We start from the raw sequence: 16,744 nt of genomic DNA, 5'->3' as shown, positions 1-16,744 counted from the left end.
AAGATTTCTATGAGATTACTTGAAGAAAACAAGATAGATAGGTCAGAGGTGTAAAGATAGTAATATCAAAGCTAACTGATACTAATAAATCGAAAACTTGACTGGAAATATATACTGTTATTGATTGAGATGGAAAAGAGAATAAGTATGGTGATAAAAGCAAGAGGGATACACCTGTACCCATGCCGAACACAGAAGTTAAGCCTCTTAACGCCGATGGTACTACGATGGAAACGTCGTGGGAGAGTAGGTAGTCGCCAAACAAAGAAATTAAAGTTTGATTACTAAAGGAAAATTTAATAATTCCATTCGCTCAGTCTCACGTCGAAAATCTTCTATTAGGAAAAAGAAATGAAGATTCCCTCGTTCGAAGCGTCGCTCATGGAAAACATTAAATTTTCTAAAAAAGTAATCAAACTTTAAAAAGCGAACACCACTCTTAGGAGTGGTAATAATCCTAGGTAGCTCAATGGTGGAGCACTCGGCTGTTAACCGATAGGCTGTGGGTTCGAGTCCCACCCTGGGAGCCAAATGCCGGGGTGGCGGAACTGGCAGACGCACAGGACTTAAAATCCTGCGGTGGTAAAACACCGTATCGGTTCGATTCCGATCCTCGGCACCAATAACGCGGGATAGAGCAGTTTGGTAGCTCGTCGGGCTCATAACCCGGAGGTCGTAGGTTCAAATCCTGCTCCCGCAACCATACATAGCGTACAAATCATATAATATGGCGGAGTAGCTCAGATGGCTAGAGCACACGGTTCATACCCGTGGTGTCAGGGGTTCGATTCCCTTCTCCGCTACCAATTTTTTATTAAGCTATGTGGTATTTGAAAATTAAATTACCCTTGGCATTAAGTCTATGGTCACAGCGGTTCTTGATCCTAACCCAAATTACGAAGTAATTTGCAGGTAGGTCAAATGTCACGAAATAGAAATCTTTGATTTCGTGCTGAAGCTGACCCTTGATCCTAACCCAAATTACGAAGTAATTTGCAGGTAGGTCAAATGTCGCGCAATAGAAATCTTCGATTTCGTTATGTAGCGACCAAGACATTTGCAGCGAAGCTGCAACATTACAGAGACAACTTAATACAATAAAAAAATCTTGAATTATAAGGCCCTATGGTCAGCAGATAGTTTCTGCCAATCGGCTAACGCCTCTTGGGAAACTAGTTGCATCAGACCTTCCGTCAATTAGCTATCGCTAATTGGGATAGGTCTAGAAAGCGGTAACCGCAGGGTATGAATTGTAGCCAATAAAATTTAATAAAACAAAAATCATAGACATAAGGCCCTATGGTCAAGCGGTTCTTGATCCTAACCCAAATTACGAAGTAATTTGTAGGTAGGTCAAATGTCGCGCAATAGAAATCTTCGATTTCGTTATGTAGCGACCAAGACATTTGCAGCGAAGCTGCAACCATACTTTCACAATTTAATACAATATATTTAAACTTGAATAACAAGGCCCTATGGTCAAGCGGTTAAGACATCGCCCTTTCACGGCGGTATCCCGGGTTCGAATCCCGGTAGGGTCACCAGATATATGGGCGATTAGCTCAGCTGGGAGAGCATCTGCCTTACAAGCAGGGGGTCACAGGTTCGAGCCCTGTATCGCCCACCATATATTTTTAACAAAAATTTCTAACTAATGGCCCGGTAGTTCAGTTGGTTAGAATGCCAGCCTGTCACGCTGGAGGTCGACGGTTCAAGTCCGTTCCGGGTCGCCAAGTATGCTGGTGTAGCTCAATTGGTAGAGCAACTGACTTGTAATCAGTAGGTTAGGGGTTCAAGTCCTCCCACCAGCTCCAAATCCTTTTCAAATAAAGGATTAAGGAGGAGTTCCCGAGTGGCCAAAGGGGACGGACTGTAAATCCGTTACTTTATGTTTCGGTGGTTCAAATCCACCCTCCTCCACCAAAGAAATTCATGCGGAAGTGGCTCAGTGGTAGAGCATCGCCTTGCCAAGGCGAGGGTCGCGAGTTCGAGTCTCGTCTTCCGCTCCAGACAACAACAGATGTGCATACATCTGTTTTGTTGTATATGAACGATTAGCTCAGCTGGATAGAGCGTCTGGCTACGGACCAGAAGGTCGGGGGTTCGAATCCTCTATCGTTCGCCATGGCTATAGATTCATTCACGAATCTATAGTCTTTTTTTATTTATTAAAATTTAAATATATTTCAATTCAAATAAAATAACCTGCTCTCATGCCCAATTATTTTCAAAATAATCACAAATATCTAATAATTTTAAATAAATTTAAAAAAATTTCCAAAAAATACGACAATTTTTATGTTTATCACTAAGTTATATCAAAAAAATCCTTTTTAAAATCTGTAAATTATAAGGTTTTCTTTAAATAACCCATAAATATATAAAAATATTACTGAATTTTTATCTTATAGATAACTAAATATATAGAAAATAATTGAACAAATAACTTCGAATAAATATCAAAATAGCAATTAATTTCATAATATAAAGTAAAATTAGTCACAACATTCAGCAATAAGATAAAAATAAAACAAGAAAAAATCTATCTAAAAAGTAATTTGTAAATATTTAATAAAACTTTATTTGTATAACATCAAAAAATCATAGAAACTATATGAACAATTCATATAATTTGACATTTCCTATATATACTGGTAAACTTTACTTATAAATAATACATGCAAATATATATTACATAGAAACTCAAGCAAACGTAATTATAATGGATATAAAAAGCAATGCATTTTATTTAGAACTAACTGAGTCAGGCAACATTATTCATAAAACATGTTGGGCTGATTCTTTCTTTACGTTTAGGGGATAAATGCAAATGATTTGCATTAATTAGCTTAAAAAATGTAGTATTTTATTCCAAATGCATGTAAAGTAGTAGAGAATAAAATTAGTATAATAAATATCAAAAAACTAACATTTGAAATAAAAGTCAAGTAATTCAGGAGGTTAAAATGAGAAAAATATTAGACAGACTAACGGCGTTAGTCATGGTGATGCTGATGGTAATTCAGACTATAACACCAGCCATAACATCATTTGCTAAGGAGGAAGAGCTCGACAAGAGATATGTAATACAAAAGCTCGAGACCCTGAAACAGGATACTTATGCTCATTTTTCACTGAACCTCGCTACAGTAATTGATGACAAGAATTTGGACACAGATACGAACGTCAAGTTCACACTGAATGCGACGAGTACCGATTTCAACATTAAACTGTTAGTTAGAAAGGATTTTAGTCTTTATGACGAGAGGACATTTGATACCGTAGAAGATGCCTACAAAGAATTCGACAGAGTAGACAAATTACTAAAAGATCAAGGATTGAGCCTAGATGTATCCGTAGTACAAGATGGCGATAAATACAGAATTAAAAACAACTACGTACCTCAAGCCGATAAGGAAGACTTTGGAAATGACTACAAAGTATACAGCCTAAAAGTTATACCAGAGTTTGATTTTGACAAACAAGGATTGTTCAACAAACTTCCAGAAAACGATAAGTTATCAGCAGAACACAACCTTCAACTAGCTGAGCAAAGAAGACTTCAACAAGACGGCGAAGTTGCAGAACCTGACAAGCACAATCGTACTTACATCTTCGACTTCAAAGTTGACAAATCAGTTGACAGCAAACTTACAACAATAGCTCTTAATAAGGATGAAAACAATCCACTTGAAGTAAAACAAAATGCCGACTTATTTGCAGCTATATTAGATGATAAAACTTACAGCACATATCAAACAGAACAATTACCAGCTGAAGTTACATCATCAATAGAACATAAAAAAGAAGTTGCCAAAAAGAAAGCCGAAGCAGATGCCAAAGCGAAGGCAGAAGCAGATGCTAAGACAAAAAAAGAAGCCGACGAAAAGGCTAAAAAAGAAGCTGAAGAAAAAGCAAAGGCTGACGCCAAAGCAAAAGAAGAAGCTGACAAACAAAAAGCAGAACAAGACAAAAAAGCACAAGAACAAAAAACAGCTGAAGAAAAAACAAAGGCAGAAGCAGATGCAAAAGCAAAGGCAGAAGCAGATGCAAAAGCAAAGGCTGAAGCAGAAAAAATAACTGCAGCTGAAAAAGCAAAACAAGAACAACTTGCCAAAGAACAAAAAGAAGCAGAAGCTAAAAAGCAAGCAGAAGAAAAAGCAAAACAAGATTCTGAAAACAAAAAACTTCTTGGATTAGAACCACAAGACGAACAAACAGAAGAAGAACCTATTATAAAGAAGAAGGAAATAAAACAAGAAGTAAAATCAGAACCTGCAACACCAGAAGAAAGAAAACAAAAAGCAGAAGAATTTGACAAAGCATTAAAAGATAAAAAAGAAGAAATAAAAAAATCAGAAGATAAAAAAGATGCTAATAATAAAGAAGACAATAACAAGACAACTGACAAAAAAGAAGTCAGCAAAGAAACAAAAGGATTATTGGAAGGCATCAAAGAATTCTTCGGACTTACAAATCTTCAAAAAGCAGATCGTGAACTAAAAGCAATCCTATCAGTAAAAGCCAACGGATTAAAAGAAGTTCAGGCATTATTAACAAGCTTTGAAGCAAAATATCACCTAACACAACAAGAACAAGCAAAACTAATGGACGATAACGCAGACGCAATCAAAGCCCTTATCGAAAAAGATGCCGACAAGAACTTCAACCCACATATGCTAATGGCTAATTCAGATCAAGGCTTGGAAAATAAAAAGTTTACAATAAATACTAGGTTCGATACGTCAACAGCAGTTGGCCATATAAAAGCAGGACAATATTTCAATATCCACCTAGATGATAAGCTTACTGTAAAAGATCCATCAAGTCTAAAACCAATAGAATACAATGGAAAAGTTATTGCGACACCATCATATACAGGTAACACAATAACTTACAAAATAACAAATGATATTAATGATAATATCCAAGTCCCACTAGAAATATCTGTGGACTACAACACATCAAAAATAACTGATGGCAGCTTTGATAGTAATGGTCTAATGACTATCACTAACAAAGTATCAGGTCTTGGAGTAACTGATTCAAAAGTTCTACCTGCAAAAAAAATCGATAAAAACGGCAATCCAGCTGGAACTATCATAGAAGAAGGTGGAGATGATGTAGTCCAAATAATTGGTGAAGATGATCAGGACTACAAGGTAAACATGGATATCTTAGGAAATCCAGTTGTAGATGGCAACGAACTAAGTGGAATCAATTGGACACTAAGAGTCAACTCAACAGTAGACCTAAAAGAATTAGGCTACAAACTGAACCTAACTACAGTAGAAGGTTCTGGACTTGGAGAAATTCAAAATGTTAAGGTAAATGGAAAGCCAGTAACCTTAACTAATCAACTAGAAGGAAAACTTGGAATAACAGATTCAAAACACCATGACCTAAGTGAAAGTGAAAGTGGTCAAACACTTGTTTATACCTTCTACACTCCAAGAACAAATAAACAAGCTTCTTATATGATAGATGTATCAACTATCCTTACAAAGAAAAATAATAAGGTTGGTGCTCTAAGGCATATATTAAAGGAAGGATATTCTCAAGAAAAAATTGAAGTAAATTCTCCTAACCGTACTAGTATGAATAATAGAACTACTATAAAAGGTGAGTTCAAATCAGAAACTAAAGGAGAATGGACTATAACAGATGCGGTTTCTACAGGAGATACTAATATTGGACTTCCACTAGAAACAAGAAGTCTTAAAAACCAAACTCTAAATTCTGGCAAAAGAGCAGTTTATGGAATAAATACCACAAATGGTCAGATGGAAGTTAAAAATAAAGAAACTGACATACAAAATGTACCAGTAAAAGAAACTGACACAACTGGCATACAAGCAGTAGGAAATATTGGAGTATATAAGTTTGATACAAAGTTAAACACACCAAATGATCCAACTGATTACAGTGTTGGTGGAGTTACAATTTCTAAATATAAAGATATAATAGTTGACCAACACTGGTCACTAGCTGAAGGCTATGAAAAAATGCCAGCTCAAAGATTAACAGTTAAAGATAATAAGGGTAGTGAGTTAGGTGGAATAGATTTAAAAGAAGAAAACGGTCATCAAAGACTAGTTACAATTCCAAATGTAAGATTTTGGAATATAGGAGATGATGGTTCTTCTTCAATGATTGACCACAAAGTGGACCAACCTCTTCCAAGTGATATTATTTCAGTAGCTGATAAAAAATATACATTTAAAGAAAATGCAAACTACTATGATGTAGATTCAAAATCTCACCAAATTGTAAATGCCTTGGTAGAAAAAAATGACAAAATACCTGCAACATTTACTGTAATAAAAGTAGATGCAAATAATCATGAAAAAAGAATCCCAGGAGCAAACTTCTACCTACTAGGTGCAGGAATAGGAATAACAACAGATTCTAATGGTGAAGCTACTTTTAATAATATCAAACCAGGCACATATACTCTAAAAGAAACAAAAGCACCAACAGGCTACAAGCTTGACCAAGAAGAAAAAACTATCACAATTTCAGATGATGGAAAAGTATCTGTAGCAGGTAAAAATGCTCAATTTTCTTCTGGTTCTGGTAAAACAGATATATTAGAACATTCTGACTTTCCAAACTGGAAAGACTTCATGAATACTCAACACTATGGCAAAGTTGATAAAAATGGAAATTTAAAATTCTATGTATATCTAAAACCATATGACCAAAGAGTAGGCGGAAGAACTGATAAGGACACAACATTTAATATATCAATACCTGGAGTTAACTTACAAAATTCAGATATTAAGGTATATGATGTAAGTCCTTCTAAAAGACCAGATATTTTTGCCTCTATGAATAATCAAAGCGTTGATCAAAAACTATCTAGTCTAGGTCAAATTACTCTAGGGGAAGCGAACAATAACGGAGCGATTGAAGGAAAAGCAAATACAAAAAATCCTCTATCAGGAAATACAGGCTATCAAATAACCTTCCCTCAAGGAAGATTTGGTGACAATTGGGGTTTCTTAGTTGAAGTAAGTGCTAATATAGGAGATAAAGATAGTACAGTTTTATCTTATGATTGGCTTGCAAAAGATACACCAGCTAATCAATCTAAAATTAGAGCAAATGTAAATTTAAGCAAAAACTCTGAGAAAAATGGACATCCAACAATAACAATTTCAAACGATGAACTTCAAAAAAGTGATATAGAAGTAGCAAAATTTGCGAACACTTCTACTAATGGAAAGAAAGATAGATTAGGTGGAGCGGAATTTGTCCTTAAAAATGAAAACAGAGAAATAATTGCTAATAAAATAGCAACAGAAGATGGTAAGGTAAACTTTGGAAAATATCCAACAGGAACCTACTACCTAGTAGAAGTGAAAGCTCCAGAAGGATACGAAAAATCTAACGTATACTTTAGAGTAACTGTAAGTGAAGATGGACAAGTTTCTTACGATGCTAAGTTTAATAACTCATCTGCATCACCAACAGCAGGAGTTGACTACTATATAGAAAGAGAAGAAGGTGGTCAACAGAAAGACAAAGCTGTTGTTACCAATGTTAATCAAAATATGCAAATTAACGATGATGAAGGATCAGGTAACTTTAGAGGAGTATGGGAAGCATACAGACTAGAATCACTAAAATATCACTTAGATGCTACCATAAGTAATGCAGCTCCAGGATCAAGATTTGAAATCCGATTTGACCCTAACCTAGACTTCACTCAATATTTCAAAACTTTCCCAAACCTATATTTTAAGGGAAAGATGATAGCAGAGCCATACTTTAATTACAAGACTAACCTATTAACTTATGTCTTTAATGAAAACTCATTAAGTAATGGGGAAACAAAATTTAGTATAGACCTTAAGGGTATGATTCCATCTAAGTTCTATGCAACTCACTCTGGAGATTGGAATTTCACCAATGTAGTTGCTCCTAACCAATCAGGAACAATTTCAGGTAATCCAGTACAAAAGTTAACAGTCCATGCAGACTACGATGGTTATGATAAACACACCACAGTAGGCAAATTCCCAAGTCAAGCTTACTACTTTAGAGATGTTTACAAGGCAGATGACGGAAATTGGTATGTAAAGGCTATTGGATATTACAACCCATTAGGAGATTATAAAACTGGTGATGCCAACAAAATTTGGTTTAACTGGAAATTTGCTAATTATCAAGGTGCCAAGCAGGAAACTTGGCAAGGTCAATATGATCAACCATATTATTTAGATGATGTTAAAATCTATGAAACAACTATTCCACCACTTAAAAAATACGAGGCTCACCGTGATTACTATCCTCAAGTAAATGATTACATGCCATTGTCAATGGGTATAAGACCTGAACAAAACCCAGATATTTATAGTCTTGTATATCATGCAGAAATTGATCACAAAAAAGCTTACAATAGATCACAGGGTGGATTTAATTTAAGCTATGATCCAAGTAAGGTTACAAGCTCTGGCCAACTTTTTGACACACAAAATCCTCCACTAACTATATCTGTGCCAAAGATAAATCCTACAAAAGATGCTTATTTAATAGAACAAACATTTAGGATTAGAGATATAAATGAGTTTAACAAACACTGGAGAGCCTTTTACATGGCAAATGGTGAAGAAAAAAATGGAAATAGAGCCAATTCACTAAACTCATCTTTTGTAACAGGCCCTAATGATAACTACTCTAAAGCAGATCAAACAGGTGAGCAACTACCTTCATTTACTAAAGAAGTAGTTGGTATCATAAATAAAAAATACCAACCTGCAAGCTTCAAGATAACTAAGCTAAATGAAGCAAATCAAAATGAAAAACTTAAAGGAGCAACTTTCATTTTAATAGATTCTGATGGAAACAAAATTTTTAGAACATCAGGTCAAAACGGAGAGGTTAGCTTTAATAATCTTGCTCCTGGCAAATATACTTTAAGAGAGTATAGAGAACCAAATGGATATATTAAATCTACTAAAGAATGGAATGTTACTGTTTATAGTGATGGAAATGTAAAAATCACTTCAACATCAATCATAGGTGGAGGAGAAGAATACATTGGAAAAGATACTATAAATATTCCAGTAACAAACAAGCCAGTAGGACAAAAATTTAGAGTCTACAAAAAAGACGGCGATGGACAGCCACTTCCTGGAGCAAAATTCAAAATTACAGATCCAGACGATTCAAAATTCTCATATGAAGCTACATCAGGACAAAATGGTATCGCAGAATTCGATGCTACTCTAAAAGAAGGCAAGAATTATATCCTTGAAGAAATAGAGCCACCAGCAGGCTATAATCCACTTAACAAGAAATGGGTTCTAAGAGTAGAAAATGGTAAAACCAAAATCTATACCTACTCAAAATCAGATACTAATGTTATAAAATCAATCCTTGGCGAAAAAGGAACTCATTGGGTTAATGTAAAGGAAAGACCAACAACAGGCTGGTCAAGATATGACAATAGACTTACAGGATGGACTGCAAACTCAAATGAAGCAAGATACATGGGTACCAGAATTGTCGCTATAAATAAAGATAAAAATTATGTTATCCAAAGATATGTAATAAACCCAGAAGCAAGAAAAATCGGTGATACTACAGCGATAATTCATAGAGAAAAACCAGAATATCCAAATATGGATTGGTATAACAATGAAGAATACAAAGTATTTACCCTTGATCCAAAAGAGGGCGGAAATACTGACGGTAAAGTCACAGGATTTGTATCTGACCTAAGACTTGCGGACTTTAATGAAACAGATATTACAAATAGTGTTACAAAATCAGTAGATAAATCTCACTATGGAGAAAGTAGATTAAAACTAGAACTTCCAGCTACTACTAAGCCAATAGTAATAGATGTCAAAATACCATACAAAGATATAAATGGTGGAGTTGGTACTGGAATGGACTGGTATGAGGGTGGACAAACTTACTGGAAGTCTGACTACTATGAAAGAGTTTCTGACATTGTAGAAAGTGATCCAACAACAAGAGAAGAAGGTTCTATTATAGGATCTTACGTAGGAGAAGGATCACTTGATGTAACAAACGACATCAAAACTTATGGCTTTAAGATTAAAAAAGTAAAAGAAGGCGCAACTAATACAACAATTCCAGGAGCAGTTTTCAAACTAAAAGGCCCAGACGATAGTAAAGACGAAAGATTTATGACCACAGGCAAAGACGGAATGATTTCCTTCAACAGCCTTAAACCTGGTAAATATACACTAATAGAAGAAACACCAGCTCCAGGTTATGAAAAGGCAAGTACAATTTGGACAGTAAGAATTACATCTGATGGAAGAGTTTATATCAAAGACAATAATACTCAACCAGCACCAACTGAACCAAATGCACATCTGTCAGTAGCACAAGCAGCTCCTATCTCATCAGCCAATATAATAAAACAATATCTAGAACGAAACTCCACATCATTATACGGAGTGGATACAGGATTAGAATTTGGCCCAGATGTGGTAGAAGCGGCATTGAGAGCTGGAAACGCAGTAACTTATGAAATTTTAGGTACAATTTCTGATGTACAAAAGAGATTTGTAAAAGTATCCACTGATGCAAAATATCTAGGAAATGATGAGTTTTTAGTTAGAATTGATGTCAAGGGAAATGTAAATAAAGATTACTCAGATGTAACATTCTATCTAAAGCTTCATGATGATGTGACATTTGTTCCTAATTCAACAAGTACTTGGAAAGAAAGTGCAAATGACAAAGGTCAAATTCCGAACAATCCAAGTAGATGGCATACTGGATATGATCCAAACACTAATACAATTGGTGTAAGAGACGGAGCTATAAGTATCAACAAAGGTGATACTGCAAGCATGGAATTTAAGGTTAAGATGAACCGTGACTTAAGATCAGGCCAAGTTGGTAATATTATAGACAGTTTAAAAGTATATAACATAGATTGTGGTAAACTTAAAGCTAAAAAGTTTGATGCATATACAATTTATCAAAATGCTCAAAACGGAACTATTATTACAGACCCACTAAACTATCAACGTAATGGACAACCTGTAACTTTCACAGCTAAACCAAACCCAGGATATAAATTAGTAGGAGATGTAACAGTTACTAATAATAATACTAATAGAGATGTTCCAATTAGTAATGGAAATAAATTCACAATGCCAACGAGTGATGTCACAATAAATGCAACATTTGAAGCAGAAACTTATAGCATCACTTATAATAATCCAACAGGCGGAAGTGTAAGTGGACCAACAAATGCTAAAACTAATGAAAATGTAACATTAAAAATAAGTCCACAAACACAAAATGGATATAAGTTAAAATCTTTAACAGTTACTGATGGCAAGGGAAATAATGTTCCAGTAAACAATAATCAATTTACTATGCCAGCAGGTAATGTAAATGTCAATGCAGAATTTGAAAAGATAGAAGAAAAAACTTATACAGTAACTCCTAATGTACAAGAAAATGGTACTGTTACTGCAGAACCAAATCAAAATTTGAAAGCTGGAGACAAAGTTACACTAACATTAAGTCCTAAGACAGCAGATTATGTACTAAATAAACTAGAAGTAAATAGTACCAAAGGAGAAGTAGGAACTACTAAAGTAAAAGACAATACCTACACATTTACAATGCCAGAAGCACATGTAACAGTTAGTGTCTACTTTATAAAACCTCAAGCTGACACTTATACTATTACAGTTAATAATCCACAAGAAGGTGGAAGTATTTCTGCTGATAAAGATTCTGCAACAGAAGGAACACCAATTAACTTAACTGTTACACCAAACGAAGGTTTTGAAATCGGAAGTGTAACAATGAATGGACAATCATTAACAGCAAGCGCTGATGGAACTTACTCATTCAAAATGCCAGCAGGCGGTGTAACTGTTTCTGCAACATTCAAGAAAGCTGAACCAGAGGGACCACAAGCAGGCGAAACTGAAATTAAACCAGGAGAAGCTGCACAAATTACCAACAAGCAAACAGGTCTTGATCTTAGGATTATAAAAAGAGATAACAATGATAGAAGACTTAAAAATGCAGAGTTTGAATTAGAAAGATATACTAATGTAACTTACAAAACTAAGGATGATAACTTTAATAAAGTTCACGGTATATCAGATGCCAATGGTAATGTTAAGCTAGTAGATGATAAGAATAATCCTGTAAGTTTACCAGTTGGTTTCTATAGACTAACAGAAACTAAGTCACCATTAGGTTACAAAAAGCCACAAGCTCCTTTTGATATAGAAGTATATGAAAATGCTGGTCAACTAAAAGCAAAATATAAATCAGCAGAACATACTTCATATGATTATCTAAGAAATAAGAAGTCTTATGATAGCGAAGCAGTAAAAACTGCAGATAATGGTATTAAGTATAAGTCTAAAATAACTTATATAAATACTCAGTCTAAGACTTATATCCAAAGAATATACATTGATACAAGAGGATATACAGGAGCAAGTAATAAGATTAATATTCAAATTAATCCAAAACACAAAAGAGAAGAAACTGACCGTGGGCCAGGAAATGCACCAACTATAGATGTAGAAGGTGTAAAAACTGCTTACAGATCAACCTACAAGATTACAGGTGCACCAAATGATGACAGCTTTGCTGATACAGTATTAAACAATTATGACTTATCTAAAAATGATGTAACAATGCTTAATACTGCAAGATGGAGACCATTCGATTGGGGATTTGATGAAGATATAATGAACCTAGATAAAGGCGGAGTATATTATATCGACGTTGAAGGTTTCTATGATGATGCTATCCTTACTGGAATTGATAGTAAACAAGATAATAAAAATACTATTCCAGAAGCAGATTTGAAAAAACTTGAACTCAATTTTGACTTTTATGATGGAGCGAGAGAATTCCAACAAGCAGTTGGTAGAGATAATCAAGGAAATATAATATTTGAAAAAGTTAAGAAAGGTTCTTACCAAGCTGGTAACTTAGCCCTTGGATTAACAAAATTTGAAAAATCACCAACTGGACAATTAGGTAAAACTGGTGGACGAATCTATCCTCCATTAAATGAAAATGATAGAACAAGAGTTTCAACAAGTATAGATCTTCATACACTTTATTCATCTACAAACTACACAGAAGTTCCACAAGATGGAATGAGTGTTGTAAATGAAGAAGAAAGATACAATGTAACATTTTCTAAACACGGTCGTGATAATCCAAAAGATAAAGTTGATAGCGAAAAAGTAACAACAAACAGACTTGAAGGCGCTATATTTAAACTTGAAAAAGAAATTGCCAACACTTATGTAGATGTAGAAGGTTCATATGTAGGGTCAGCCTTTAACGGATATTTTGGTTTTAGAAACTTAGAGCCAGGTCGTTATAGACTAAAGGAAGTTAAGGCTCCAAAAGGATACAAGCCAATCACAGATCCACTACTATATTTCACAATCAAAACTGTTAATACAAATTCAGGAGATGTAGTAGATCCAGAAACAGGTGATACAGTTGATATTAAAACTATAAATGTTAGATTTGAAAGTAAGGGAAAAACTTATAAACTATCTGACCTTCAAATGGTAAATCCTAAAGATACTACTAAGAAGCTTGATATCAAGAATGTAGTTTCAAAAGATATAGACATAGAAACAAGTAAAATTGTTAACCCTGACACAGGTAAAGAAGTTTTACTAAAAGATATGATAGTAGTAGGTAAGGAACAATTTAAAGAAGATGGCACATCTTACCAAAATGAATATCCAGTAAAACAAATCAAAATCATCCCTGCATCTAGTGGATATATCTCCCTAGAATATGACAATGCAAATGGAGTTTATCAATATGTTCCAGAAAACAAAACTTCTGCAAAAGATGGTAAACTTATAGACTTTGTAACAAGTGCTACAGCCAAAAACATGGGTAAGATTATTAACGAAAAACCAGGTGAAGGAGAAATGACTGTTACAAAGGTCGATCAAAATGGTGATGCTATCAAAGCAAGCAATCTTTTAGCTGGTGCTAAGTTTAAGCTAACTAACTTAACAAATGGCTCAGTAACAAATAAAACTGTTGGAGAAGATGGTAAAATACTTTTCGATAAATTACCAATTGGTAACTACAGACTAGAAGAGATTAAGTCACCAGATGGATATGTAAATACTAACCAAGTTTGGAACTTTACAGTAGGTGGTGAAGGACTTGATCCATATGCAGGTCCTATTGAAAGAAATGGACATAACTTATCAAGTAAGATAAAGTTAGCATCTAGTATGAAAGTTCTAAATCCAGAAGATAAGACTAGCAAGGAAATAAACGAAATTCACCCTCATTTTGGTGAAAGTATGGAATTTACCAACAAGTACTCTGTTGATTCTAGCGTAAAGGTAAATCCAGGGGATTATTTCGTACTCAATATGAGTGATGTAACAGACCTAAATGGAATCGCTGAGAGTGAAATTGAAAACTTAGATATCATTGCAGCTGGAATTGGTACTATTGCTAAGGCTGATTATGACAGAGCAAAGAGAACTATAACCTATACATTCACAGACTATGCAAAAACCTACTCTCTAGTACAATTCTCAAACAAACTAACTTCCTTCATTGATCTATATAAGGTAAGGCAAACAGACGGACCGTTTAGTAAACAAAGAGTTGGATTCTACATTGAAAAGGATACTAGTCAATATAAGGATATGAAAGTAATCTATGATCTTGACTATGGTCACGAGATGGATGCCTATGGAAACAGGATCAACCTTGTTTCAAAGATAGTAAAATACAATACAGAAACAGGCGAATTCTTACATTACTATTATGTCAATAGACTAAAAGAAAATACAGCTGGTCCTGTTCAGTTAAGATATGAATCAGAGCAAAATATAGAAAACTTCAATATGTCTGTAAGCTATCTAAAAAATAACTCTGATGTATCTGAAGATATGCCAGAATCATTTGCTGTAAATGAAAATAGTTCTAACCTAACACCTTTTGACACAGTGAAATCTTTCCGTACCTTAGAAAAAGGATATAACACAGATGTTAAATTCAATGACGGAATTCACAATACCCATTCTTATATAATAAAGGTAACTGGAAGGGTAGCTGGAGATGATAAGTCTGAGTATAAAGCACACGGAACACTTCTTAAATTTAATAATAATTCCACACCAACCTACGCTGAAAGACATGACTCTATCCATTACTTTGTAAATGAGGCAAGTGGAAGTGTTAAACCAGAAATAGTAGCAGTCAACCCAGAAAACAAAATCTTGTTTAAGAAAGTTGACCAGGATGGTAAGGCTCTAGCAAATGCTAAGTTTAAATTAAAATACAAAGAAAAAGCTGTAGATCAATGGTCATATGTTAAGGATGAAAATAACAATGATTTAGTAAAAACATCTGGCGAAGATGGTAAGTTTGAATACACTAAACTAAAACCAGGATTCTATGAGTTAGAAGAGACATCCGCTCCTGACGGGTATAAGATTTTAGCAAATCCTGCTTATGAGTTTGTAGTAAATAGTAACGGCAAAATTATAAGAAAGACTATTGGAGATAAACCTAACGAAGAAAAAGATACAGAAGAGGATGGTATAGTTCCTATTTATATAGAAAATAAGAAGGAGCAAAAGATAAGCTTCAAAAAAGTTGATGCTAGTAACAAAGATAAAAAACTTGCAGGTGCTGAGTTTAAAGTATTCTATAAGAAAGAAAAGACTGGAGAATATTCTGACACTGAGCTTAAATTATATCAAAATGATAAGGGAGATAAGTTAGTCTTAAATAAAGATGAAACTGCTCCAACAGATTATAAGCCAGTAAATAATTTTACTACAGGTAAAGATGGCAAGATAGAGTTTACCTTCTATGAAAATGGCTACTACGCTCTTAAAGAAACAAAAGCTCCATCAGGTTATATAACACCAAGAGACTACGTCAAAGAGTTCAAACTTGACAAAGGAAAACTACAAGTTCTTGAAAAAGATCCATCAAAGGCATCCTTTACAAAGGGAGCAAAGGGATTAATAACAAGTCAAATCTTAGAAGTCGATAAAGGAAATAAGACATTTAAGCAAAGACTAATAGTAAACCCTGGCCACAAATTCAATATGGATCCTTATGAAACTCAATTTTATATAAGATCAGTAAATGATTCTATTAATAAGAATGTGACAATAAATAGTGTAAAGGCAGCTGTTTTAAAACAAAATGAGTCAATAGATTCATTAACAAGCAATAGCTATACAAATTTCACATCAACAAGTAGCTCAGGTAATATCTTATATAAACACAATTTAAGAGAATTGTATAAAATACCATATCAAAACTGGAGTAGCAACATAGATGTAACTGATTCCTTAGTAATTGAAGTTACCGGAACCTTTACAGATGACAATCCTGCTAACTTTAAGGTAGAAATGGTAAGTGACCAGATCACATACGATGATATAAGCTATACTATAGACCTAAATAATTTCTCAGAAGGTAAGGGAGCTTATATAGACTCAATGACTACTATCCAAGTGGAAAACCATCAGGCGACATTCCCTCACACAGGGGCGTTGGGTATATTCGGATTCCTAATTGCAGGGGCGATTATTATGACAACATCGTACTACAAGTATAGGAAAAAGAAGAGAGGACGTGCTTTATCATGATTAAATTAGATCAAAAGATGAGGTACCCTCCGTAAAGGACTAAATAAGAGATAAAGGGATGAGGCGAGAAGCCAATTCCCTGGTATCTCAATGATGTTCGAACA

At 34.5% G+C, this 16,744-nt stretch carries 1 protein-coding gene, 11 tRNA genes and 2 rRNA genes; all 14 read left to right on the top strand.

Features of this window, described 5'->3' with window-relative positions:
* Positions 1-105, top strand: a 23S ribosomal RNA gene (locus B9N53_RS06765); the annotation flags it as partial.
* Positions 106-146: 41 nt separating this feature from the next.
* Positions 147-263 (top strand): 5S ribosomal RNA (gene rrf, locus B9N53_RS06760).
* Between the two features lie 192 nt (positions 264-455).
* Positions 456-530, top strand: a tRNA-Asn gene (locus tag B9N53_RS06755).
* A gap of 3 nt (positions 531-533) precedes the next feature.
* Positions 534-622 (top strand) — tRNA-Leu (locus tag B9N53_RS06750).
* Positions 623-626: 4 nt separating this feature from the next.
* Positions 627-703, top strand: a tRNA-Met gene (locus B9N53_RS06745).
* 26 nt (positions 704-729) lie between these two features.
* Positions 730-806 (top strand) — tRNA-Met (locus B9N53_RS06740).
* A 663-nt stretch (positions 807-1,469) separates the two neighbouring features.
* Positions 1,470-1,544: transfer RNA gene (locus B9N53_RS06735), tRNA-Glu, on the top strand.
* Between the two features lie 7 nt (positions 1,545-1,551).
* Positions 1,552-1,627, top strand: a tRNA-Val gene (locus tag B9N53_RS06730).
* A gap of 29 nt (positions 1,628-1,656) precedes the next feature.
* Positions 1,657-1,733 (top strand) — tRNA-Asp (locus tag B9N53_RS06725).
* 5 nt (positions 1,734-1,738) lie between these two features.
* Positions 1,739-1,814, top strand: a tRNA-Thr gene (locus B9N53_RS06720).
* A gap of 24 nt (positions 1,815-1,838) precedes the next feature.
* Positions 1,839-1,923, top strand: a tRNA-Tyr gene (locus tag B9N53_RS06715).
* Positions 1,924-1,934: 11 nt separating this feature from the next.
* A tRNA-Gly gene (locus tag B9N53_RS06710) sits at positions 1,935-2,009 on the top strand.
* 39 nt (positions 2,010-2,048) lie between these two features.
* Positions 2,049-2,125 (top strand) — tRNA-Arg (locus tag B9N53_RS06705).
* Positions 2,126-2,966: 841 nt separating this feature from the next.
* Positions 2,967-16,640, top strand: coding sequence for a SpaA isopeptide-forming pilin-related protein (locus B9N53_RS09515; RefSeq protein ID WP_094204245.1), 13,674 nt, complete (start codon positions 2,967-2,969; stop codon positions 16,638-16,640).
* The last annotated feature ends 104 nt before the right edge of the window (positions 16,641-16,744 follow it).

Origin of the sequence: Finegoldia magna (genome assembly GCF_002243175.1) — a bacterium.
Taxonomy (GTDB): Bacteria; Bacillota; Clostridia; order Tissierellales; family Peptoniphilaceae; genus Finegoldia; species Finegoldia magna_J.
Note: the sequence above shows the minus strand (reverse complement) of the source record. Positions and strands in the feature narration are given on the sequence as shown.

Excerpts from the sequence above, each read along its gene's own strand:
- B9N53_RS09515 (WP_094204245.1), top strand. The coding sequence starts at position 2,967 with ATGAGAAAAATATTAGACAGACTAACGGCGTTAGTCATGGTGATGCTG.